Origin of the sequence: Buchnera aphidicola (Phyllaphis fagi) (assembly GCF_964058955.1) — a bacterium.
GTDB lineage: Bacteria > Pseudomonadota > Gammaproteobacteria > Enterobacterales > Enterobacteriaceae > Buchnera_L > Buchnera_L aphidicola_AI.
Genome location: NZ_OZ060370.1, coordinates 313108 through 334747, shown reverse-complemented (window position 1 = coordinate 334747; position 21640 = coordinate 313108). Strand labels below are relative to the sequence as shown.

Sequence of the window (21640 nt, the reverse complement as noted above, 5' to 3'; positions counted from 1 at the left end):
TATGATTAATAATAATATTCATAATATAAGGGAAGACAATAATACTACTGATAGAAAATTATTTGGTTTTTGGATATATTTAATGAGTGATTGTATACTTTTTTCCACAATGTTTGCAGTATATTGTGTTATGTTAAATAATATAGTATTACATTCTATGTTTTTGAATTTAAAATTTGTTTTTTTTGAAACATGTTTATTATTATTGAGTTCTATAACTTATGGTATATCAGTCGTAAGTTTTAAATATAATAAAATATTTTTTGTTTATATATTTATAGTAATTACTTTTTTTTTAGGTTTAAGTTTTGTTTCTATGGAATTATATGAATTTAAGCATTTAATTCAATTAGGATTTACTCCAAAAAAAAGTGGGTTTTTATCTTCTTTTTTTACATTGATTGGATTGCATGGTATTCATGTGATTGTAGGATTATTATGGATGTTAGGAATTATTTTTCAAATCATACAATTTAATTTAAATAGTTTAATTTATGTACGTATGTTATGTCTTGGATTATTTTGGCATTTTTTAGATATAATTTGGATTTGTGTATTTACAGTAGTGTATTTATTAGGAAGTATATAATGAAAAATGATATTAGTCATAATAATATATTAAATAAAGAAATTAAATTTTATATTATAGGCTTTTTTATTTCTTTTATATTAACTATTATTCCCTTTATTTTAGTAATTAAAAAAAAATATTTTTATTCAAAAAATTTTTTATTAATAGTATTAGTGTTATCTGCATGTTTACAAATTCTTGTTCATTTAAAATATTTTTTACATTTAAATTTTTCTAAAAAAAATTATTGGAATTTGATTTTTTTAATTTTTTCAATAATAGTAATCTTTATTATTATACTAGGTTCAGTATGGATTATGTGGAATTTACATCATAATTTATCTAATTATTAAGATTATTTACATGATTAAACATTATTTTAAATTAATTAAACCTGGTATCATTATTGCAAATTTAATATCGGTAACAGGTGGATTTTTTTTTGCTTCATATAATTATATTAATATTAATATGTTATTTTATACTTTATTGGGTACAGCATTAGTTATTGCTTCAGGGTGTTTATTTAATAATATTATTGATATTGATATTGATAAAAAAATGGTTCGTACAAAAAATAGAATATTATTGCAATCATTACATTTTATATTATATATTAAGATATTAGGTATATTTTTTTTATTATTAGGATGTAGTATATTATTTTTAAAAGTGAATATATTATCTTCATTATTATCTGTTATTGGGTTTTTAATTTATGTTGGTATGTATAGTTTATATATGAAAAGAAGAACTATGTATTCTACTATAATTGGTAGTTTATCTGGATCTATTCCTCCACTTATTGGATATTGTTCTGTTTCTCATATTATTGATTTTAAATCTATATTATTATTTATAATTTTTTCTTTATGGCAAATTCCACATTCTTATTCTATTTTAATTTTTTATATTGAAGATTATAAAAGATCTAAAATACCAGTTGTTTCTATAAAGAAAGGAATATTAAAAACAATTATAGATATTATTTTTTATATATTTTTATTTTTTATGTTTATTATTTTACTTTATATATTTAAATATATTAGTTTAATATTTATGATGATATTATCTGTATTAAATATTTTTTGGTTGTGTATATCTTGTTTATGTTATTTATTTTATAAGCATAGTTGTTATTTTAGATTATTATTTTATTGGTCTATTTTTGTTATTTTTACTTTAAATTTTATGTTTATTTTAAATTTTTTTAAATATATTTAAAATAACTTTAATGTGTTTTATAGAATTAATTTCTTTAATGCATTTAAATTAATTTTATAAACATATTTTATTATTTGGTAAACCAGCAATTTTATTAGCTTGTTTAGTGATTCCTTTTGGAAAAAGTGATAATAAATATAAATTGTTGCCTTGATTATATCCTATTTTTTTTTGTATTATTTTTAGTAATATACGATTAGTAGGGTTAATATTATATTTTAAATAAATTTTTCTTATTAAATATATAATTTCCCAATGTTTTTCGGTCATAGTAATACATTCTTTATGTGCAATTTTTAAAGCATACAAAGTATTCCATTTTTTTATTTTCATATTTTTGTTAATTTTTTGTATATGGTATATTTTAAAATTATTTTATTGAAATTTTAGTTATTTAATGATTATAAATATATTTTAATTGAAATATATATTTATTTTTAATTTTATGAATATATAATAAATAACATTAGAGTGAAGTAATTTTTGAATAAATAAAATTCATTTTGTTTATAAATATATTATTAATTTTATTTACATACTAATATAATATATTTTAAATATTTTATTAGTATATTTGTAAATTGAGGTTAAAATATATTATTAGATATAATTTATTTTTTAACAATTTTTATTATAATATTTTATATAATAAAATATAAGAATTTTATTGATTATGCAATATTTATTATAAGCAATGTTATATATTGTTTATTACATTATTAACTTATATACAATATGTATTCATTTCATTTATACTGACTAAAATACAATATTACACCTATTTTCAAAAAATTATGTAAAATTATTTTTTGAGGTATTATTTTTTTATTTTTTTTATTATGAAATTTTATATTTTTTTATTATTATATTTAGTTTTTGTATTTAGTATTTACTGATATGAATATATATTATATATTTATTTATAGTGATAGTTATATTTTTATTTTTAATAAATATTAGAAAATAAAATACTGAATTATTGAAAATATGATATTTAAAATTATATTTTAATATTTCATAATTTATATGTTATTTTTAATGTATATTATTATTTTTAATAAAATTATTAATATATTTTTTAAATAAATATTAGAATTATATCTTATTATTATGATGTTAATATATTGTTAATTATTGTATTTGTAATGCAATATATGAAATATATGTAATTTATATTTTATATAAATGTAAATATTTAGTGTTGTGATTTTTATGAATAGTGATTTTATTTTATAGATATAAAATATTATCATAGATATATTCAATATATATATTATATAAATATTTGTATGTTATAAATATTTTTATTTATTGAATATACTATAATAATATTAAGTAATTGTGATGTAATTATTTTATATTTTTTTAAATCTTATATTATTTACTGCTCTATCTAAAACACCATTAATAAATTTATAACTATATTTAGAACCGAAAAATTTAGCTAGTTCTATTCCTTCATTAATTAATACTTTATAAGGTATATCTAATCTTTTTAAAAGCTCATAAAAAGAAAGACGTAGTATTGCTTTTTCAATTTGATCGACTTTATTTAATTGTCTATTAATATATGGACCAATTAATTTATCTAAATATTGATGATGTAACGTTATTTTTGTAAGTAATTCATGAAAATAAGTTATATCTACTTCTTGTATATTAATTTTTTGCATATATTGCCATTGAATATCTGCAATATCATTTTGAGATACTTGCCATGAGTAAAGTGCTTGTATAATATATTGTCTGGCTTTTTTTCTTGCTTTTGTATTCATATTCAATTTTCAATAAATAATATAGAAATTTTATTAATAAATATTATATAATAAAAATTATTTTTTAATATATTTATTTTTTATTAATGGTGTAAGTATTATCCTTAAATCAGATCCAATAAATTTAATATATTTAAATTTTAATTTTAAAGCTTCATTCAGTTTAATTTTTTTATTCATGATATATAATGATTTAGATGTATGTCCTAGCATTTTTGGGGCAATGTATAAAAATAATTCATCTACGATATTAAGATTTAATAATTGACTAAATAAAGTTGATCCACATTCTATCCATATTTTATTAATTTCTTTTTTTCCTAAAAAGTAAAATAATTTTATAAGGTTTATTTTATTTTTGTAAGATGGTATTATAATTTGTTTAACGTAATTAGGCCAAAAATTTGTATCTTTCTTTAACCTTATTAACCAAATACGTCCTAATTTTTTAATTAATTTGTGGTGTGGTTTAATTTTGTTTTTACTATCTATTATAATTCTTATTGGTTGATTATGATATTTAATGTTATATTTTTCTAACCGTACAGTAAGTAAAGCATTATCTGTGATAACGGTTTGACTAGTACTTAAGATTGCTGAACTTAATGATCGGAAATTATGTACATCTTTTATGGATTTTTTTGAAGTAATCCATTGGCTTTCACCATTATGCATAGCAGTTTTTCCATCCATAGAAGTAGCCATTTTTAATTGAATCCATGGTAACCCAATTGTCATTCGTTTAAAAAATCCACAATTTATTTGTTGTGATTGTTTTAATAAAATACCAGTTGTTACTTTAATTCCTGATCTTCTTAAATATTTTATTCCATTTCCAGAAATATTAGGATTAGGATCGAGTACGGATATAACCACTCTTGATATACCAGATTGAATTAGTGCATTGCAGCATGGAGGTGTTTTCCCAAAATGACTACAAGGTTCTAATGAGATATATGCTGTTCCTTGATATGCTAAATTTCCAGCCATATTTAGAGCATTAATTTCTGCGTGATTAGTATTTGGTTTAATATGCCATCCTATTCCAATAATTTTTTTATTTTTTACAATAATACAACCAACATTCGGATTCGAGTTGGTTGTATGTTGACCCTTTTTAGCTAATGCAATAGCTTTTTTCATATAAAATATATCTATTTTTTTTTCGTAATTTTTTATATCGAAAATTTTTTTCATATTTAATATATAATAAAATTATAATTTTTATTAATGTTATATTATAATTTAATACTTATAAAATTATATTAAGATTTTTGTATAATTTTAATAATATTTATCATTTCTAAAATTGACAGTGCTGCTTCACTACCTCTATTTCCTAATTTTGTTCCTGATCTACTGATTGCTTGTTCAATATTTTCAGTCATTAATATTCCTAATGCAATAGGGATATTTGTTTTTATGCTAATTTCAGATAATTTTGAACTTACTTCCGTTGAAATATTTTCAAAATGAATAGTTTCTCCTTTAATTATTGTTCCTAATGCTATAATTCCGTGATAATTTTGTGAATTAGATATAATATTTGCAATTATTGGTATTTCATAGGATCCAGGTACTTTAATAATATTAATATTTTTATGAGGTACTTTTCCAATTCTTATTAAAGTATCAATTGCACCTGTTAATAAATTTTGATTAATGAAAGTATTAAATCTAGGAACAATAATTGCTATTTTTGATTCTTGTGTTATAACATTTCCTTCTATAATTTTTATTTTTTTTTCTTTAAAATATGTATTTTGAAAATTCATAAAGTTTATTTTCCTAATGTAATAAATATGTTTTCAGTTATAATATATAATAAGTTTAATATAATGATTATATTTAATATTTTAAGCTTTATTTAAAATGATTTTATATTTTTATCTTTAAAAATATTGCTATTTATATAACAATGATGTATAATCGTTAACAGCGGGATGGAGCAGTCTGGTAGCTCGTCGGGCTCATAACCCGAAGGTCGTTGGTTCAAATCCATCTCCCGCAAATAAAATTAAATTTGTTTATATATTTTAATATAAAATTAATTATCTTCTTAAGTTATTGTATTATATATGAAGAATATAAAATTTTTACTATTTCCATTACAATAATCTATTGAATTGAATCTATTGAATTGAATCTATTGAATCTATTGAATTTATTGAAACTATTGAAACTATTGAAACTATTGAAACGATAAATTAAGTCTGTTATATTTAAACAATTTTTATTAAATAATATATTTATGTTTTATTTTTCATGAACTTTTAAAATTTATTCTTAACTTTCATTATTTTAATTATTTATAAATTATTTGAAAGTATTAAGAATCTAATATTTATGGAATATTATTATCATTATTATTATTAATATTTACATTTAATGTATTATATGGAATATTAATGTTATTACGATCTAAAGCTTTTTTAATTTGAGACATAATATCCCAATATACTGTATTTAAATCATTTGTATTACTCCAACATCGAACAATAAATCTCATAGAAGATGGATCAAACCGGCTTAATCCAACCGTAATATCTTTATCTTGTATTACCTTTGGTTCATTTTCAATCACCTCTTTTAGTACTTTAACTACAAAATCTATATCTGAGTCATATGATATATGAACTACAAATTCATTTCTTCTACATGATTCTCTAGAGTAATTAATAATATTATCAGAAGTAATTTTATTATTTGGTACTACAATAATTTTACCATCTAATGTTCTTAATGTTGTATAAAATATATGTACATTTAGTACAGTTCCTGTAGCTCTTCCAAGAACTACGTATTCTCCAGTTCGTAATGGACTTAACAGTATAAGTAATACTCCAGATGAAAAATTAGACAATGATCCTTGTAAAGCTAATCCTATTGCCATTCCAGCTGCTCCTAATATGGCAATAACAGAAGTGGTTTGTACTCCTAATCGGCTTAAAGAAGAAACAATAGCGCATGTGATAATTATATATTTTGATAAAGTGGCGAGAAATTCAGATATTGTAGTATCAATATGTTTAGAAGAAAGTATGATACTTACTCCTTTGGAAATTAATTGAGCAGAAAAAACACCAAATACCATTATAATGATCGCTAAAATAATATTAATAATATGATTGCTGAAAAACATAATTCTGTTGTGAATGATCCAATTTCCAACATAATTAATATTACTAATTACGTTTAATTCTTGCATCTTTATTCCTAATACAAGTAATATTATTGTTATTTATTTAAATGTAAAACAATATTTAAAAAATGTAAATCATTATTTTATATAATTTATATATTTTTTATATTTAAGATCATTAATATATATTATACTTAAAATAAATTATAACAATTTAATTTTTTAAATATTTTGTTTAGTTGAATAGATATAGAATTTTGTGATGCTCTAATCCAAGATCTTGGATCATAATATTTTTTATTTGGTTGATCTATTCCTGTCGGATTGCCTAATTGATTGTGTAGATATAATTTATTTTTTTTGTAGAATTTTAAAATTCCATTCCAGGATGCCCATTGTATATCAGTATCAATATTCATTTTAACTATTCCATATTGGATAGATTCTTGAATTTCAGATGTAGATGATCCTGATCCTCCATGAAAGACAAAATTAATAGGATTTAAATGTAATAAATTATGTTTTTCTTTAATATATTTTTGTGATTTTTTTAAAATTTTTGGTTTTAAAAAAACATTGCCAGGTTTATAAACACCATGTACATTACCAAATGAAGCGGCAATAGTAAAATTTGGACTAATTTGTATAAGTTTTTTGTATGCATAGTGTACTTCTTTTGGGGTAGTATACAATAAAGAAGAATCTATATTATTATTATTAATTCCATCTTCTTCTCCTCCAGTACAACCTAATTCAATTTCTAAAATCATATTAATTTTACTCATTCTTATTAAGTATTTACTGCATATTTCTATATTTTTTTTTAGTTTTTCTTTCGATAAATCAATCATATGTGATGAGAAAATTGGATACCCTGTCTTTTTAAAATTTTTTTCTCCTTGTTCTAATAATCCATCAATCCAAGGAAGTATAGTTTTATGACAATGATCTGTATGTAATATTACTGGTACACCATAATATTTTGCCATTAAATGGATATGGTTGGCTCCAGATATAGAGCCTAATATTTCTTTTTCTGGAGATTGATATTTTAATCCTATTCCAGAAATAAAGGATGATCCTCCATATGAAAATTGTATGATAACTGGCGCTTTTAAATTAGCGGCAGTTTCTAAAACACTATTTATAGAATCAATGTTAATACAATTGATTGCTGGTATTGCAAATTTTTTTTGTTTTGCAAATTGAAATATTTTTTGAATATCGTTTCCAAAAATTATTCCTGGTTTTATAAAATTTAAATTTTCGATCATATGAATTTCCTAAATAAATGTTTAGTATTTTAAATATTTAATTGTTTTTTAAATAAATTGTATTACATTACGTTTTGTAATGTTTTTTTTACCATTTCCAACATATATATAGCAGGTAGTTTATTACCTTCTATAAATTCTAAAAATGCTCCTCCTCCAGTAGATATATAAGATATTTTATCTTGAATATTAAACATATTAATAACAGATAATGTTTCTCCTCCTCCTGCTATAGAAAAAGCAGTACTATCAGCAATACTTTGTGCTAATTCTTTTGTACCTACATTAAAATTAGGAAATTCAAAAACTCCTAATGGACCATTCCATAATATTGTTTTTGATTTTTTGATTATATTTTTAATATTATTAATACTTTTATCACCTAAATCCATAATTTCTTCATTATCATGAATTTCAAATGGTTTTTTAACAATTGCAGGTGATTTGGTTGAAAAACTAGTTCCTACTCTTGAATCAATTGGTATAAGAATATTATATTGATTTCTAATTTCTTTTGCCATATCAATAAATTTAGGTTCATAAAGCGATTGACCAATTCTATAATCAATAGCTAAAAAAGTATTGGCAATAGCACCACCTACTATTACAGTATCTGCTATTCTTGCTAATGATTTTAGTAATTTAAATTTTGTTGATATTTTAGATCCTCCTATTACAGCAATCATAGGTCTTCTAGGGTTTTTTAAGGCTGTTCTTAATGCTTTTAATTCTGAAATTAATAAAGGTCCAGCACAAGCTATTTTAGCAAACATGCCTACGCCAAATGTAGAAGATTCTTTTCTATGAGCACTTCCAAAAGCATCCATAACAAAAATATCGCATAAAGCAGCATATTTTTTAGATAATACAATATCATTATTTTTTTCCCCGATATTAAATCGAACATTTTCTAATACTAATAATTCTCCTGAATGAATTTTAATTTTATCAAGATTATTAGAAAAAGAAACTTTATTTTTTTTAAATATTTTTTTTAGATATTCAAATACAGGGAATAAAGAAAATTTTTTTTGATACTTACCTTCTTGAGGTCTGCCTAGATGTGACATAATTATTACTTTTGCATTTTGTTTTAATGCTAATTGAATTGTTGGTATACTAGCTCGAATTCTCATATCTGATGTAATGTGATTATTTTGGATAGGAACATTAAAATCTACTCGTATTAAAATTTTTTTATTGTTTAGATTTAAATCTTCCATATAAATCATATTTTTTCTTTGAATTTTATTTTGTATTATATTTCTATTCATAAATTACTTTTTCTTATTTAAGATTTTATTTATAATAAAATATACTATATTAATAGTATATTTTACTTTTATTGTATTATATCAAAAAAATATTATGTCAATATTAATTATAAATATATAATATTATTTATATTAATTTATAAGTAATATTAAATAATTAATTTGTAAAAAATTTTAAAATAAATTAATATAAATATTATCATATTTATTTTTAATATTATATAAGAAATATTTTAAAATATACCATTTTAATGTATTTATATTTTAAACCATGCAGTCATTCCATCAAGAAACATTTGTGTTGATAACATAATTAATATTAAACCCATAAGTCTTTCTAGAGCATTAACTCCATTTGTACCAAAAAATTTTAAAAAACTACCAGATAATAGTAAAATAATAACAGTCATTCCCCATGAAATAAATAATGATATTAATAAAGCACTCATTTGATTTGAGTATTGATGTGATAATAACATTAATGTTGCTAATAATGATGGACCTGCGACTAAAGGAATAGCTAAAGGTACTAAGAATGGTTCTGATTGATTGATAAGTTCATCATTATCTTTAATATTAGGAAAAATCATTTTAATTGCTATTAAAAATAATATAATACCTCCAGCAATAGATACGGTTTCAGATTTTAAATCAAGTAATGATAATGTTTTTTCTCCAGCTAATAAAAATAATAACATGATTATTAAAGCAATAATCATTTCTCTAATTAAAACTATAAAACGTCTTTTAGGATTTAAATGTTTTAGTACCGACATAAAAATTGGGAGGTTACCAAGAGGATCCATAATTAATATTAATAATATAGTAGTAGAGAATATTTCATTCATTGTTTGACCTATTTATACATTTATTTATGTAATAGTGTATTATTTATATGAAAAATATTTTTTAATTTAGTTGATATATTTTAATATGTATGCTTTATGTTATATATTTTATTTATTAAATTTTATGAACTATAACTATAAGGATCGAATTTTATTTTTTAGAATTTTAATGTTTATTACAAATTGAAATAATAGAATTTTATTTAAATAAAATATTCGTACAATATTATGAAAAAATCAGTTGGTTTTGTGGGTTGGAGAGGTATGGTTGGATCTGTATTAATGAAACGTATGATTGAGGAAAATGATTTTTGTAATATTAATCCAACTTTTTTTTCAACATCTCAAGTAGGAAAAGATGGTCCTAATATTCCAGGAATTATTTATTGTAATTCTTTAAAAAATGCTTATAGTGTTTCAGATTTACAAGAAATGGATATTATTGTTTCTTGTCAAGGGGGCGATTATACTGATATAATTTATAAAAAATTAAGATCTATTGGTTGGATAGGTTATTGGATAGATGCAGCATCTACATTAAGGATGGAAAATGATTCAATTATTGTGTTAGATCCTGTTAATATTCATGTTATTGAAAAGGCTCTTCACCAAGGTATAAAAACATTTGTTGGTGGAAATTGTACTGTAAGTTTAATGTTAATGGCATTAGGTGGTTTATTTTCTCAACAATTAGTAAAAAATATTGTATTTTCTACTTATCAAGCAGCTTCTGGAGCGGGTGCTAATTATATTATAGAGTTATTAAAACAAATGGGATTTTTATATAATTTAATATCTGATGAATTAATATCGAAATCTAATACTATATTAGAAATAGAAAAAAAAATTTCTAATTTTTCAAAAAGTGATAAATTTCCTAAAAATTTTTTTAATGCTCCTTTAGCTGGAAATGTATTACCTTGGATTGATGTAAGTATGGAAAATAATCAAACTCGTGAAGAATGGAAAGTACATCAGGAAATGAATAAAATATTAAATTTAAAAAATATTATACCAGTAGATGGAACGTGTGTTCGTGTTGGAACTTTTCGTTGTCATAGCCAGTCATTTATTATAAAACTAACAAAGGATATATCTATCATTGATATTATTAATATTTTAAAAGAATATAATCCTTGGGTTAAAATTATTCCAAATGATTATAAGTCGACTATAAATGGTTTGACACCATTTTCTGTTACTGGAACATTAGATATTGCTATTGGTCGAATTCGAAAATTAAATATAGGATCTAGATATTTATCTATATTTACAGTAGGTGATCAATTATTATGGGGTGCTGCTGAACCATTGCGTAGAATGCTTACAATATTATTAAAATGAAGTTGATATTTTAAATTATCATTATATTTACATATTTTATTTTTTAATTAAAAATTTATATGGTTTTTTATAAATATATTTTTGTAATAAAGTATAGTTCATACAATTACATAGTAAAGGTATATCCCAAAGTGTTGAAATATCATTTGAGAGAATAAGGATTTTTTTTCCTAGTTGAAGATTTCTTATATTTTTTCGAACTATAATGATAGTATCTGGGCATCTAAAATGTGTTAAATTTAATATTTTAATAAACATAATTTTTACTTCATGATTGATAATTTTTTTTATGTAAAAATGTTCATGTTTGGTGTAATATTATTTATTTATAATATATAGTAAGTACATTGTATGAATATTAGTATAAAATTTTATTTTATTTTAAAACATAGTGATTAATGTTTTTAAATCTAACCAAATTGATCTTGTATTATATGTTTTAATACTAATTTCAATATTAGTTAAAAAATTAATTATTTTATATATTTTTATAGGATTAATTTCATAATTCAGTTTTTTAAAAATTTGATTTTTAATATTAGATGTATATTTTAATGAAATAATGTTAATTTCTTTTTTAATTTTAATAAAATATATTAAATATGATTGTATTTGTTGTATTAAATGTAATACATCATATTTTGTTTTTTTAAAATAATTCAATATTTGGATAGATTGTATTCTATTATTAGATAATAATGTATTTATTAAATTAATAATATTAAATTTTATACAATTTTCAATAATTTCTTTTTGAATATATTTTGTTGTTAAATTAGGATTGGATATACTAATTAATTTTAATACTTCTAATACTTTTATTAACATTAATAAATTTTTTTGATAATAATATGCTAATAATTGAATAGATTGATATGTTAAATTTAAATCTATATTTTTTATTTTTTTTATAATCCATGTTTCTATATCTTGTTTTTTTAATGTATCACATGATAGTATAATTCCTTCAATATTATTAAAAATACTTATCAAATATTTTATTATTTTTTTGGAATTACAATGAGTTAATTTTAGTATTAATAGAATATTTTTATTTTTGTATTTTATAATTTGGTAAATTTTTGAAATAGTGTATTTATTTAATATTTTATCTTTAATAGTTACTATAATAATTTTTTTTTTAATAAATAAATTTTGTTGTTGGTATTCAAAATATATTTTTTCCCAATCAGTATCAGTATTGATTGTTATTGTAATTTTATTAAATAATTCATTTTTTTTAAAAAATTTAAATATAATTTTTTCTATTTCTTGATAAATAACAAATTCTTTTCCTATTATAAAATAATAAAGATATATTTTTTTTATTAACTTGTTTTTAAGATGGTTTATTTGAATATTAAGCATATTTATTTTTTTATAATTAAATTAATTAATTTATTTGGAATATAAATTATTTTTTTAATTTGATATGTTTTTAATATTTTTTGTATTTTTATTAGTTTTTGAAGAATTTTTAAAATTGTATCTTGATTAGAGTTATGTTTCACAATAATAATATCTTTTTTTTTCCCATTTATTTGTACTATGATATTGTTATAATTATCAATAATTAATTTTGAATTATATTTTGGCCATTCTGAATAATCAATATTTTTTTTATGTTTTAGTTGTTTCCATAAGATAAAACTAAAATGTGGAGTAAATGGATATAACATTTTAATAATAATATCTAATACATTTTTCATCAAATATTGATTTATTTCATTTTTTATAAATAAATTAAAAATAAAATTTGTAAATTTAATAATTTCTGATATTGCTGTATGAAAAGATTGACGATATTCTATATCATGAGAAACTTTTAAAATAGTAAGATGTAATTTAGATTGAATATTTTTTTCTAAATTAATATTACATATATTATAATTTATTTTTTTTTTTTTATTTTGACAATAGTGATAAACTATATTCCAAACTTTTTGTAAAAATCGGTACATGCCTTTCACACCAGATTCATTCCATTCTAATGCTGAATGTACTGGAGAAGAAAACATAATAAATAATCTTACTGTATCTGAACCATATTTTTTAATTACTAATTCTGGTTCAATGCCATTATTTTTAGATTTGGACATTTTTATCATACCTGCATGAATAATTTTATGCTTATCATGAGAAATAATGTCTTGTATTTTCCCTTTTTTATCTTTTTTAATTTTTATTTTATTTGATGCAATCCAAATTTTTTGCCCTTGACAATTAATATAATAAAATGCATCATTGAGTACCATACCTTGGCATAATAATTTAATTACTGGTTCTTTAGAAGTTACAAGATTAAAATCGTATAACAATTTATGATAAAATCTAAAATATATTAAATGCATAGTAGAATGTTCAATACCTCCTATATATTGATCAATAGGTAACCAATATTGTGAGGAATTTTTACAAATCATACCTATATCATAATTCGGATTAGTATATCGAATATAATACCATGAAGATTCTACAAAAGTATCAAATGTATCAGTTTCTCGTAATACTTGTTGATTATTTATATTTATTTTAGACCATTTTTTATAAATATTATTGATATTTTTTAATTCTTCCATATTGTAAATTTTAGGTAGAATAACGGGTAATTTTTTATTTGGTATGGGAATAATACTTCCATACTTTGTAGTAGCCATTGGTATAGGAGTACCCCAATATCGCTGTCTTGATATACCCCAATCTTGTAATTTATATTTATTTTTTTTATTAATTATATTTTTTTTATATAAATTTTGAAAAATTTTTCTTGATCCTATTTTATTATTTAAACTATTAAATTGGTTAGAATTTAATAAAAATCCTTTTTGTATGGGCTGATATTTTCTTTTTTTATTGCATATAATACTATTTTTTAATGAAATTACAAATTTTATTTCTATTTTATATTTTTTTGCAAATTTCCAATCATATTGATTATGAGCTGGGATTGATACTTTAATATCTTCATTATTTTCTAATTTTACATAGTTAGTAATCCAAATTGGGAGAATCTGATTTGTGATAGGATGAATAACATGTTTTTTAATTTTTATTCCAAATAATTGAGTATTAATATTGTTATCAATAATTTGATTTTTGTTAAATATTTTTTGTATAAAATAATTAATTTTATTATTTTTTTTTGCTTCCTTTTGAGCTAATTTATGAAATGGTGATATTGATATATATGTTATTCCCATGAAACTTTCTAAATGAGTAGTATGAATTTTTAATTTTTTTTTTGTATTATGTATGTTAAAAATTATTTCAAATCCTGTTGATTGACCAATCCAATTTTTTTGCATTTTTATTACTTGTTTGGGCCATTTTTTTAATAAAGTTAAATCTTCTAAGAGTCTTTTAGCATATTTGGTAATTTTAATAAACCATTGTGATATTAATCTTAATTTAATATATGTTTGACATCTCCAACATTTTCCATCATTTACTTGTTCATTAGCAAGTACTGTTTGATCATTCGGACACCAATTAACTAATGATTTTTTTTTATATACTAAATTTTTTTTATACAATTTATTAAATAACCATTGTTCCCATCGATAATATTTTGGATCACAAGTAGTAATTTCTCTACTCCAATCATAACTAAAACCAAGTTTTTTTAATTGTTTTTTCATAAATTGGATATTTTTATAAGTCCATTGGGATGGAATTATATTATTTTTTATAGCAGCTTCTTCAGCAGGTAATCCAAATGCATCCCATCCAATAGGATGTAAAACATTTTTTCCTAACATTCTTTGATATCGGGCAATTACGTCACTAATAGTATAATTTCGAACATGACCCATATGTAATTTACCTGATGGATATGGTAACATAGCTAAACAATAGTATTTTTGTTTTTTAATATTCTCTTTTACTTCAAAAGTATGATGTTTATCCCAATATTCTTGAACATAAGGTTCTATTAATTCTGGTTGATATTGTTTTTTCATATTTTTATATTTTAAAAATAAAATAATTAATTATTTATAATTAGTGTTATTATATTTTAATATAATTAATTTTAAATAAGTAATATAAATATTTGTATATTATTGTTATTACTTACATAACATAATTTTATTTTATATAATAAATATTTAAGAAATTGAATTATTTAAAATATTGTAATTTATATTATTTACATTGATGTATATTTAGGAATAGTTAGTTTTAATTGTATAATTCGTCGACTATTAGCTATAGAAATTTGAAATTTATATCCTTTTATTTTAATTTTTTCTCCTATTTTAGGAAGATATTGAAATTCTTGCATTACTAATCCTCCAATAGTGTCTATGTCTTGATTTTTAAATTTAGTTTTAAAAAATTTATTAAATTCTTTAATTTCTGTTAATGCTTTAATTATAAATGTATTTTGATTAATTTTTTGTATATTTATATTTACTTCGTTATCATATTCATCGTCAATTTCTCCTACAATAAGCTCTAAAATATCTTCAATAGTAACTAATCCTGATATATCTCCAAATTCATCAATTACTATTGCCATATGATATCGATTAACTTGGAATTCTTTTAACATAATATTTAAATATTTACTTTCAGGAACTACTATTGCGGGTCTTAATATGTTTTTAATACAAAATGATTTAGGAGAAGTTTTCATAAATGGTAATAAATCTTTTGCCATTAAAAAACCTTTTACATAATTATTATCATCACTCATTACTGGGAATCTAGAATGTGCGGATTCTATAATAATACTTAAACATTTATGTAAAGAATATTTTGATTTAATTGTTATCATTTGTGATCTTGGAACAATAATTTCTCCAATTTTTTTTTGCGTAATATTTATTACTCCTGATAACATTTTATAAGTTGTTTTATTAATTAATTTATTTTTTTTTGAATTTAATATACAATCTAATAGCTCTTGTTTATTTTTAGGGGTTGTTTGAAAAAGTTTATTAATTAAAGTAAAAAAAAATCCTTTTTTTTTTAATTTTTTAATTTTTTCAGTATTATTTTCATACATATATTTTATTTTTCTATATTTATTATTAAATACTACATTTTAATATATATTTTATTTTTGTAAAAGTTTTTTAGTATTATTTAAATTAAATATGGATTTTTATATCCTAACTGAATCATGTTTTTAATTTCTATGGATTGCATAATTTGTGCATTATAAAAATTATCATGTGTATAACCTATTAAATGTAATGTTCCATGTATTATAATATGAGCTAAATGTGCTTCTATTGTTTTTTTTTGTAATTTTGATTCTTTTTGAATAATTTTTAAACAAATAACTAAATCTCCAAGAAATGTAGATTTAATATGTTTAGGTCTTTCAAATGGAAATGATAATATATTAGTTGGTTCTTTTTTTTTTCGATATATAAAATTTAATTTTTTTATTTCTAATATATTTACAATACGAATTGTAATTTCACATTTTTTCTTTATAACTGAATAAATCCATTGTTTAATTTTTTTTTTGGTATTATGTTATAATTTTTACAATTTATTTGTATATTTAATTTTATTTTTTTCATATTATATTAATGATTTTGATAATTATTAAATATTACTATAATAATTTTAATATATTATTATAAATATTTATATATTATCTTTCCTTTTAAAATATTATTTTTGATTTGAGTAATGTAAACTTTTATAAGTTTTCCTAGTATATTGTTATTGCTTTTAACTATTACTGTTCTATTATTTTCTGTTTTTCCTAAAAATTTATTTTTATTTTTATTAAAATACTTTTCTACTAATATAGTTTGATGACTATTCAACATTTTACTAGTCCATTTTTTTGCTTGTTTTTTAATTTGATTTTGTAAAATATTTAATCTTATTTTTTTTTCAGTCATGTTAATATTATCTTTTAATTTTGATGCTGGTGTACCGGGTCTGGGTGAGTATATAAAACTAAAACTCATATCAAAATTAATATCAGATATAATATTCATCGTTTTTTGAAAATCATGAGCAGTTTCTCCAGGAAATCCAACAATAAAATCAGAACTAATTTGTATATTTGGTCTTGCTAGGATAAGTTTATTGATAATTTCTTTGTATTTTCTAATGGAGTATGGTCTTTTCATTAACTTTAAAATTCTATTAGATCCACTTTGTATAGGAAGATGTAAAAAACTGACTATTTTTGGAGTATTGTAATATATATTAATTATATCGTCATTAAAATCCATAGGGTTACTAGTAATAAATCTAATTCGTTTAATTTTTTTAATATGTGAAATTAATTGTAATAATTTTGAAAATCTACATTTTTTACCATTTTCATCAATACTATAATATGAATTAACATTTTGTCCGAGTAAAGTAATTTCTTTGACGCCCTGATCTACTAATCTAGAAATTTCATATAAAATATCATGAAATGGTCTACTAATTTCTCTACCCCTTGTATAAGGAACAATACAGAAAGAACAGTATTTATTACATCCTTCCATAATAGATATAGAAGTTGAATAATTGATATTTTTAGGTATTAATATATTTTTAAATTTTTCTAACTTTGGGAATGTAATATCTATAATTGGTTTTTTTTTTATTCTTTGATTAATCATATCAGGTAATCGGTGTAAAGTTTGAGTACCAAAAATAATATCAATATGTTTAGCTCGTTTTAAAATGTTTTTTCCTTCTTGATTAGCAACACATCCCCCAACTGCAATAATAATATTTGGATTATTTTCTTTTAATATTTTCCATCTACCTAATTGATGAAATAATTTCTCATAAGCTTTTTCTCTAATAGAACAAGTATTTAAAATTAAAATATCTGCTTCATAAAATAGATTGGTTGTAGTATATTTCTTATTTTGTTTTAATATATTGGTAATCATCAGTGAATCATATTCATTCATTTGACAACCCCAAGTTTTTATATAAAATTTTTTATAATTTTGATTCATTATATTTAGATTGATTAAATTTTTTAAAATTATTTGTATTATAATGATATTCTATTTTATATACAATATAACTTAATAAAATATTTTCTATCTTGTATCTTGCATTTTAAATGTTACATATTATTTTCAGTGCTTATATTATATTAAACTTAAGTACAATGTGAAAATAATATTTTTTGAAGTTATATATTTTAGAATTTTGTCTTTACAGTTATTTACATGTAATACATATTTATTGTAAGAATTGTGATATATATTGTGTATTTTAAAAATATAGTTTTTAATAAATATATAAATAACGCATTGAATAAAATATATATTTTATATTAATACATATAAATACATCATTAAATAGAATAAATAATTATATTTTTGTTTATATGATATATATTTTTAACTATAAGAAGATGTTTTTATTATTGTTTGATTAATATTGAAATGGAATATCTGTTTCTAACTTTATTAACTCTTCTATAGTTTGTCTTTTTTTTATAATTCTTGGTTTACCATTTTCAAATAATACTTCTGGTATAAAAGGTTTAGTATTATAATTAGAAGACATAGTAGCACCATAGGCTCCAGTATTATGAAAAACAATATAATCTCCTATTTTTATTTTAGGAAGATCTCTTTCTTGTAATTCTCCTTTTTCATTTTGAGTAAAAATATCTCCTGATTCACACAATGGTCCACCTATTATAGTTTTTTGTATTTTTTCTTTATTAATTATTCGATTATCTTTTGGTATAATTGATATATGATGATAACTACCATACATTACAGGTCTCATTAAATCATTAAATCCAGATTCAACTAAAACAAATTTTTTATTTTTTGTTTTTTTTTTAGCATATACTTTAGCTACTAAAATTCCAGACTCTCCAACTAAAAAACGACCTGGTTCAATTTCTAAATTAATAGGATGTCTAAAATGTTTTTCAATTTTTTGTTTAGTGTGATTCCATAAATTAAAATAATTATTTATATCTATTGGTATATCATTTTCTTGATAAGGAATAGGTAATCCTCCTCCAGCAGAGATCGATTGAATATCTTGATTTAATATAATTGTTTGATTAAGCATAGAATTACATACTTTTTTTAAGTGTTGATAATTGACTCCAGATCCAATGTGCATATGTAATCCTACAAGATTCAATTGATATTTTTTGATTATTGGTAATGCTAAATGTGGATTCCAAATTCCATGTTTACTATTTTCACCTCCAGTATTTGTTTTTTTGCTATGTCCATGACCAAATTTAGGATTAATACGCATCCAGATACGATGTTTAGGAGATATTTTTCCTATTTGTTCTAACATAGTTAATGATCCTACATTGACTGTGATATTTAAATCAATAACTTTTTTTAATGTTTGAGTATCTATAATATCAGATGTAAAAATAATTTCGTCATTTTTTGGTGTGAATCCTGCAATTAGAGCGCGTTCAATTTCGCCTAATGATACTGCATCAATTTTTACGTTAAATTGTTTTATAAAACGAAGTATATGGATATTAGAGCATGCTTTTTGTGCAAATCGAATAATATCAAACTTTTTTAGTATATTTATTTTATCTTGAATAATATTTCCATCATATATCCAAATTGGAGTATTATATTGATTTATAATAGATAATATATTTTCAGTATTTAATATTTTATTTTTATTATTTAAATTAAACATATCTTCCTTGTATAATTAGATTATTTATATATTATTGAGTCATTAAAGATCGTAGTGTTGGAAAAAGAATAATATTACGTATACTAGTTTGATTAGTCATAATCATAACTAGTCGGTCAATACCAATACCTAAACCTGCTGTAGGTGGTAGTCCATATTCCATAGCAGTAATATACTCTTTATCATAAAATGTTTTTTCATATTTTAGGTGATTTTTTATATTATTTTGTTCTAAAAATCTATTTTTTTGATCTTCTGGATCATTCAATTCAGAAAATCCATTTCCTATTTCTAATCCTCCAATAAAAAATTCAAATCTATCAGCAATATGTTTTTTAGTATCATTACGTCTAGATAAAGGAGATACTTCAATAGGATATTCAGTTATAAAAGTTGGTTGAATTAATTTTTTTTCTATTGTTGTTTCAAAAATTTCTGAAATGATTTTACCTATACTCCAATTTTCTGGAACGTTGATATTATATGAAATTGCAATTTTTTTTATTTTTTCAAGATTTTTAAGATCGGATTTTTTAAGATTGGGATGATAGTGTAAAATTGATTCTTTCATAGTAAATTGTTGATATGGTTGATTAAAGTCAAAAATATGTTGATTATATTGTATTGTATAAGATCCTGTAATTTTTTTTACTATTTTTTTTAATAAGTTTTTTATTAGATACATTAAATCTGTATAATTAGAATATGTCATATAAAGTTCCATCATAGTAAATTCTGGATTATGACGAGATGAAATACCTTCATTTCGAAAACTACGATTTATTTCATATATGCGATTAAAACCCCCAATAATTAATTTTTTTAAATATAGTTCAGGAGATATTCTTAAATACATTTTTGTATTTAAAGTATTATGATATGTAATAAAAGGTCTTGCTGTTGCTCCACCTGGAATATTATGCATCATAGGTGTTTCTACTTCTATAAAATTATTTTGATCCATAAAATTTCGAATAGTTTTTAAAATATTTGAACGTATTTTAAAATTATTCATTGATGTTTTATTTGTAATTAAATCAAGATATCTTTTACGATATTTAGTTTCTTTATCAGATAATCCGTGAAACTTATTTGGTAGTGGACGTAATGATTTACATAGTAAATAAATTTTTGTGCAGTAAATTGATAATTCTTTAGTTTTTGTTTTAAATATTGTTCCTTCTATTCCAAGAATATCTCCTAAATCCCATGTTTTAAATTGTTTTTGGTAGAATTCTGAAGATATTTTTTTTGATGTAACATAGATTTGTATTTTTTCTTGCATATCTTGTATTATAATAAATGAAGCTTTCCCCATGATACGCTGTTGAATCATACGACCTGCAATACAAACTTGTATATTAATTATATTTAATTCTTGATTATTTTTAGAAGCATATTTTTTATAAATTTCTATGATATTAATATTAGGTTTAAAATGATTTGGGAAGGAAAAACCAGTTTTACGAATACTTTTAAGTTTTTTTTTTCTAGTTTCGTATTCGTTTATTAAATTTTTTTCATGTTGATTGTTTATTTTTTTTTTATTTAACATAATATAATTTT

Annotated in this window: 20 protein-coding genes and 1 tRNA gene; 5 read left to right on the top strand and 16 right to left on the bottom strand. The window is 20.7% G+C overall.

Going from position 1 to position 21640, the window contains the following annotated elements; all coding sequences use genetic code 11:
- The first annotated feature begins 1 nt into the window (after position 1).
- Genes AB4W56_RS01495 through cyoE form a run of 3 tightly spaced genes read left to right on the top strand, consistent with a single transcriptional unit; the run spans position 2 to position 1795 of the window.
- A complete protein-coding gene (locus AB4W56_RS01495) occupies positions 2–589 on the top strand; it encodes a cytochrome c oxidase subunit 3 (RefSeq protein WP_367675712.1) in 588 nt (195 codons plus the stop codon).
- On the top strand, positions 589–924 hold the full coding sequence (gene cyoD / locus AB4W56_RS01490) for a cytochrome o ubiquinol oxidase subunit IV (protein ID WP_367675711.1): 336 nt from the start codon (positions 589–591) through the stop codon (positions 922–924). Before AB4W56_RS01495 ends, cyoD begins: the two co-directional genes overlap by 1 nt.
- 10 nt (positions 925–934) lie before the next feature.
- Entirely contained in the window at positions 935–1795 is an 861-nt protein-coding gene (cyoE, locus tag AB4W56_RS01485) for a heme o synthase (protein WP_367675710.1), read from the top strand.
- A 54-nt stretch (positions 1796–1849) separates the two neighbouring features.
- Here the strand turns inward: cyoE and AB4W56_RS01480 are convergent, their stop codons facing one another.
- From AB4W56_RS01480 to ribE, 4 genes are all read right to left on the bottom strand, one after another.
- A complete protein-coding gene (locus AB4W56_RS01480) occupies positions 1850–2128 on the bottom strand; it encodes a TusE/DsrC/DsvC family sulfur relay protein (protein ID WP_367675709.1) in 279 nt (92 codons plus the stop codon).
- Positions 2129–3150: 1022 nt separating this feature from the next.
- Positions 3151–3570 (bottom strand): transcription antitermination factor NusB, encoded by a 420-nt coding sequence (gene nusB, locus AB4W56_RS01475; RefSeq protein WP_367675708.1) that lies wholly within the window; start codon positions 3568–3570, stop codon positions 3151–3153.
- A 57-nt stretch (positions 3571–3627) separates the two neighbouring features.
- A complete protein-coding gene (gene ribD, locus AB4W56_RS01470) occupies positions 3628–4767 on the bottom strand; it encodes a bifunctional diaminohydroxyphosphoribosylaminopyrimidine deaminase/5-amino-6-(5-phosphoribosylamino)uracil reductase RibD (protein WP_367675707.1) in 1140 nt (379 codons plus the stop codon).
- A gap of 68 nt (positions 4768–4835) precedes the next feature.
- The gene (gene ribE / locus AB4W56_RS01465) at positions 4836–5309 is read right to left on the bottom strand and encodes a 6,7-dimethyl-8-ribityllumazine synthase (RefSeq protein WP_367675984.1); all 474 of its coding nucleotides are present in this window, start codon (positions 5307–5309) and stop codon (positions 4836–4838) included.
- Positions 5310–5507: 198 nt separating this feature from the next.
- Here ribE and AB4W56_RS01460 point away from each other — a divergent pair.
- A tRNA-Met gene (locus AB4W56_RS01460) sits at positions 5508–5581 on the top strand.
- Between the two features lie 333 nt (positions 5582–5914).
- On the opposite strand, the gene mscS is transcribed toward AB4W56_RS01460, so the two are convergent.
- The 4 genes from mscS to AB4W56_RS01440 all read right to left on the bottom strand — a co-directional run bounded on the left by mscS (position 5915) and on the right by AB4W56_RS01440 (position 10108).
- Positions 5915–6778, bottom strand: coding sequence for a small-conductance mechanosensitive channel MscS (mscS, locus tag AB4W56_RS01455; RefSeq protein ID WP_367675706.1), 864 nt, complete (start codon positions 6776–6778; stop codon positions 5915–5917).
- Between the two features lie 128 nt (positions 6779–6906).
- Positions 6907–7986, bottom strand: coding sequence for a class II fructose-bisphosphate aldolase (gene fbaA, locus AB4W56_RS01450; protein ID WP_367675705.1), 1080 nt, complete (start codon positions 7984–7986; stop codon positions 6907–6909).
- A gap of 62 nt (positions 7987–8048) precedes the next feature.
- Positions 8049–9209 (bottom strand): phosphoglycerate kinase, encoded by a 1161-nt coding sequence (locus AB4W56_RS01445; RefSeq protein ID WP_367675983.1) that lies wholly within the window; start codon positions 9207–9209, stop codon positions 8049–8051.
- A 308-nt stretch (positions 9210–9517) separates the two neighbouring features.
- A complete protein-coding gene (locus AB4W56_RS01440; RefSeq protein ID WP_367675704.1) occupies positions 9518–10108 on the bottom strand; it encodes a YhgN family NAAT transporter in 591 nt (196 codons plus the stop codon).
- A 228-nt stretch (positions 10109–10336) separates the two neighbouring features.
- Between AB4W56_RS01440 and asd the strand changes: the two genes are divergently transcribed.
- Positions 10337–11452, top strand: coding sequence for an aspartate-semialdehyde dehydrogenase (asd, locus tag AB4W56_RS01435; RefSeq protein WP_367675703.1), 1116 nt, complete (start codon positions 10337–10339; stop codon positions 11450–11452).
- Between the two features lie 36 nt (positions 11453–11488).
- Here asd and AB4W56_RS01430 read toward each other — a convergent pair whose 3' ends face one another.
- From AB4W56_RS01430 to lysS, 8 genes are all read right to left on the bottom strand, one after another.
- On the bottom strand, positions 11489–11710 hold the full coding sequence (locus tag AB4W56_RS01430; RefSeq protein WP_367675702.1) for a sulfurtransferase TusA family protein: 222 nt from the start codon (positions 11708–11710) through the stop codon (positions 11489–11491).
- A 123-nt stretch (positions 11711–11833) separates the two neighbouring features.
- On the bottom strand, positions 11834–12820 hold the full coding sequence (gene holA, locus AB4W56_RS01425; protein ID WP_367675701.1) for a DNA polymerase III subunit delta: 987 nt from the start codon (positions 12818–12820) through the stop codon (positions 11834–11836).
- 2 nt (positions 12821–12822) lie between these two features.
- Complete coding sequence (leuS, locus tag AB4W56_RS01420) at positions 12823–15411, bottom strand: leucine--tRNA ligase (protein WP_367675700.1); 2589 nt, start codon at positions 15409–15411, stop codon at positions 12823–12825.
- Between the two features lie 188 nt (positions 15412–15599).
- Positions 15600–16460 (bottom strand): CNNM family magnesium/cobalt transport protein CorC, encoded by an 861-nt coding sequence (gene corC / locus AB4W56_RS01415; protein ID WP_367675699.1) that lies wholly within the window; start codon positions 16458–16460, stop codon positions 15600–15602.
- An 80-nt stretch (positions 16461–16540) separates the two neighbouring features.
- Positions 16541–16873 (bottom strand): rRNA maturation RNase YbeY, encoded by a 333-nt coding sequence (gene ybeY / locus AB4W56_RS01410; RefSeq protein WP_367675982.1) that lies wholly within the window; start codon positions 16871–16873, stop codon positions 16541–16543.
- A 170-nt stretch (positions 16874–17043) separates the two neighbouring features.
- On the bottom strand, positions 17044–18384 hold the full coding sequence (gene miaB, locus AB4W56_RS01405) for a tRNA (N6-isopentenyl adenosine(37)-C2)-methylthiotransferase MiaB (RefSeq protein ID WP_367675698.1): 1341 nt from the start codon (positions 18382–18384) through the stop codon (positions 17044–17046).
- Between the two features lie 427 nt (positions 18385–18811).
- Positions 18812–20074, bottom strand: a complete 1263-nt coding sequence (gene lysA / locus AB4W56_RS01400; protein ID WP_367675697.1) for a diaminopimelate decarboxylase — start codon at positions 20072–20074, stop codon at positions 18812–18814.
- A 31-nt stretch (positions 20075–20105) separates the two neighbouring features.
- Positions 20106–21629 carry a lysine--tRNA ligase gene (gene lysS / locus AB4W56_RS01395; RefSeq protein ID WP_367675696.1) on the bottom strand — a complete coding sequence of 508 codons (1524 nt, stop codon included), beginning with the start codon at positions 21627–21629 and terminating at the stop codon, positions 20106–20108.
- Positions 21630–21640 lie beyond the last annotated feature (11 nt).

Coding starts and splice junctions, on each gene's coding strand:
- AB4W56_RS01495 (WP_367675712.1), top strand. CDS start 2: ATGATTAATAATAATATTCATAATATAAGGGAAGACAATAATACTACT.
- cyoD (WP_367675711.1), top strand. CDS start 589: ATGAAAAATGATATTAGTCATAATAATATATTAAATAAAGAAATTAAA.
- cyoE (WP_367675710.1), top strand. CDS start 935: ATGATTAAACATTATTTTAAATTAATTAAACCTGGTATCATTATTGCA.
- AB4W56_RS01480 (WP_367675709.1), bottom strand. CDS start 2,128: ATGAAAATAAAAAAATGGAATACTTTGTATGCTTTAAAAATTGCACAT.
- nusB (WP_367675708.1), bottom strand. CDS start 3,570: ATGAATACAAAAGCAAGAAAAAAAGCCAGACAATATATTATACAAGCA.
- ribD (WP_367675707.1), bottom strand. CDS start 4,767: ATGAAAAAAATTTTCGATATAAAAAATTACGAAAAAAAAATAGATATA.
- mscS (WP_367675706.1), bottom strand. CDS start 6,778: ATGCAAGAATTAAACGTAATTAGTAATATTAATTATGTTGGAAATTGG.
- fbaA (WP_367675705.1), bottom strand. CDS start 7,986: ATGATCGAAAATTTAAATTTTATAAAACCAGGAATAATTTTTGGAAAC.
- AB4W56_RS01445 (WP_367675983.1), bottom strand. CDS start 9,209: ATGGAAGATTTAAATCTAAACAATAAAAAAATTTTAATACGAGTAGAT.
- AB4W56_RS01440 (WP_367675704.1), bottom strand. CDS start 10,108: ATGAATGAAATATTCTCTACTACTATATTATTAATATTAATTATGGAT.
- asd (WP_367675703.1), top strand. CDS start 10,337: ATGAAAAAATCAGTTGGTTTTGTGGGTTGGAGAGGTATGGTTGGATCT.
- AB4W56_RS01430 (WP_367675702.1), bottom strand. CDS start 11,710: ATGTTTATTAAAATATTAAATTTAACACATTTTAGATGCCCAGATACT.
- holA (WP_367675701.1), bottom strand. CDS start 12,820: ATGCTTAATATTCAAATAAACCATCTTAAAAACAAGTTAATAAAAAAA.
- leuS (WP_367675700.1), bottom strand. CDS start 15,411: ATGAAAAAACAATATCAACCAGAATTAATAGAACCTTATGTTCAAGAA.
- corC (WP_367675699.1), bottom strand. CDS start 16,460: ATGTATGAAAATAATACTGAAAAAATTAAAAAATTAAAAAAAAAAGGA.
- miaB (WP_367675698.1), bottom strand. CDS start 18,384: ATGAATCAAAATTATAAAAAATTTTATATAAAAACTTGGGGTTGTCAA.
- lysA (WP_367675697.1), bottom strand. CDS start 20,074: ATGTTTAATTTAAATAATAAAAATAAAATATTAAATACTGAAAATATA.
- lysS (WP_367675696.1), bottom strand. CDS start 21,629: ATGTTAAATAAAAAAAAAATAAACAATCAACATGAAAAAAATTTAATA.